The sequence below is a fragment of the Micromonospora sp. NPDC005220 genome (assembly GCF_040607895.1).
Classification (GTDB): domain Bacteria; phylum Actinomycetota; class Actinomycetes; order Mycobacteriales; family Micromonosporaceae; genus Micromonospora.
Map to the genome: position 1 here is coordinate 1 of NZ_JBEXHP010000231.1, position 2351 is coordinate 2351.

The 2351-nt window shown below is 67.5% G+C and carries 1 protein-coding gene and 1 pseudogene; one reads left to right on the forward strand and one right to left on the reverse strand.

Annotated elements, in window-relative coordinates:
* Nucleotides 1–34: 34 nt before the first annotated feature.
* Nucleotides 35–1153: an IS630 family transposase gene (locus tag ABZU52_RS32310; protein ID WP_354974699.1), complete on the reverse strand. Its 1119-nt coding sequence runs from the start codon at nt 1151–1153 to the stop codon at nt 35–37.
* Between the two features lie 257 nt (nt 1154–1410).
* Here ABZU52_RS32310 and ABZU52_RS32315 point away from each other — a divergent pair.
* A pseudogene (locus ABZU52_RS32315) lies at nt 1411–2183 on the forward strand (IS5 family transposase).
* Nucleotides 2184–2351: the final 168 nt, after the last annotated feature.

Here is a 2351-nt window from a genome sequence, read left to right on the forward strand (position 1 = left end):
CTAGTGCCGTGACCACAAACGTTCGCGGGGTTGGTTAGGCGGCTTTCGTGGTCGGCTGTCCCCAGCGGTGTTGGCGTTCGCTGCGGATGCGTGCGCGTTCGCGGCGTTGAGCGGCCAGGACGTCGGGGTGGCGGGCGTTCGCGTTGCGCCAGCGCAGGTATTTGTGCAGGTGGCGAGCAAGTGCCGGGTGGTTTCGGTGGTCGGAGCCGGCGATCACGAAGGTCCGTAGCGGACCGAAGTGCGCCTCGATCGGGTTGGCCCAGGACGCGTACGTCGGGGTGAAACACAGCTCGACCTTGTTCCGAGCTGCCCACCGGCGGATGGCGATGCCCTTGTGCGCGGACAGGTTGTCCAGGATGACGTAGATCGGGGCGCCGTCCGGGCGGGCGGCGCGAATCGACTTGAGAGCGGCGAGGGTGTTGGCCGCGGACTTCTGCTGCCGGACGACGCCCCACATCGTGTCGTCACCGACGGAGTAGCAACCGTGGAACTGCCGCACACCGTGCAACTTGTGGTAGTTCGCGGGCAGCCGGTCCGGATGGTTCTTGGGCTGCCAGCCGGAGCCGGCCTGCGGACGGATCGCCAAGGGTCCGAACTCGTCGAACGCGAACACCCGATGCGGGAAGTGGGTGCTGACGTGCTCGATCCGCGCGAGTTTCGCCTCCCGTTGCGGATCGTTCGACTCCTTCCACGTCTTGGTCCGCTGGAACGTGATCTCGTGTTTGCGCAGCAACTGCCGCAGCCGTTCGCGGCCCACCGGCACCCTGCGGTCAGGGTTGCCGGCCAAATGGTCGGCGAGTTTGCGGATGCTCCAGCGGGTGAACGGCAGCCCGAGCTTCATCGGGCGGGTGTTGGCCGTCGAGACGATGAACTGCTCGTCGTCAGGACTGATCTGGCGGGGACGGCCACCCGCCCACTGAGGGTCCAGGCTGGGCATCCCCATCTCGTTAAAGCGGTGGATGACCTGGCGCACCGAGTCCTCGTCAGCCTGCACGAGACGGGCGATCGCCGGGACCGTGTTCCCGCCGGCTGAGGCGAGCACGACCATCGCCCGACGCAGGCGCACCGCCGATCCGGTTCCGCGACGCACCAGCCGCTGCAGCTTCTGACCTTCTTGATCACTTAGTCGGCGTACTCGAACGGGTTCTGCCACCGCCACAGCCTCAACCGTTACCGGGTCCGCTACGCGGACCCGACCCGGTGTGTCACCCAACCCGGCCAACGTTTGTGGTCACGGCACTAGCTGCAGACCCTACTGGTCACTTAGAGCGCGTTTGGTTTGTGGGTTGGTCGGGTGTGTCGCACAGCCGGTCCGATCGATGAGGGTGACTCGATCGGTAGACGGGTATGGATCGATTGCGGCGGTACCCCTCTGACCTGACCGACGCCGAGTGGGAGATCATTGAGGCGATGCTGCCGTCTCCGCAGTGGATGGGCAGACCAGAGAAGCATCCCCGCCGGGCCGTCATCGACGCCATCCTGTACGTGGTACGCACCGGCTGCGCGTGGCGGTACCTGCCGGTCGACTTCCCGCCCTGGCAGACCGTGTACGCGCGCTTCACCCGCCTGAACGACCGGGGTGTGACCGAGCGGATCCTGACCGAACTACGCGAGCAGATCCGGGTGGCTCACGGCCGCGAGCCCGAGCCGACGGCGGGCATCATCGACTCGCAGAGCGTGAAGGGCGCCGACACTGTTCCGCGCGACTCCCGCGGCTACGACGCTGGGAAGAAGATCAACGGCCGGAAACGGTTCATCGTCACCGACACCCTCGGCCTGCTGGTCACCGTCTGGGTCCTCGCCGCGTCCTGGCAAGACCGCGACGGCGCCAAAGGCGCACTGCTCGCCACCTACGCAGCCACCCCGATCCGGCCGTCTTCGCCGACTCCGGCTTCGCCGGTCGCCTCGTCGACTGGGCCCGCGACCTGCTGCGCACCACCGTCGAGATCGTCCGCAAACCCGCCGACCAGCAAGGGTTCGTCGTGCACCCGCGCCGCTGGGTCGTGGAACGGACCCTGGCCTGGATCATCGCTCACCGCCGCCTGGCCCGCGACTACGAAACCCACCGCGCAACGTCAGAGGCCATGATCCGATGGGCCGCCCTGGGCGGTATGCTCCGCCGCCTCGCCCGAGGCGAACCCGCCACCCGCCAACAACGCCGCACCTTCAACACACCCGACTGACAGCAATGTGAAACGCGCTCTTAGCCGCCGAGCCCGTGCAAGTTGCCACCGCCACCGCCACCGCCACCGCCACCGCTTTGCCACCGCCTGACCGCCGCGACGCCGCCCAGTCGACAGGCCGGACGACGTGTCACCCAACACCGCGAACGTTCGTGGTCACAGCACTAG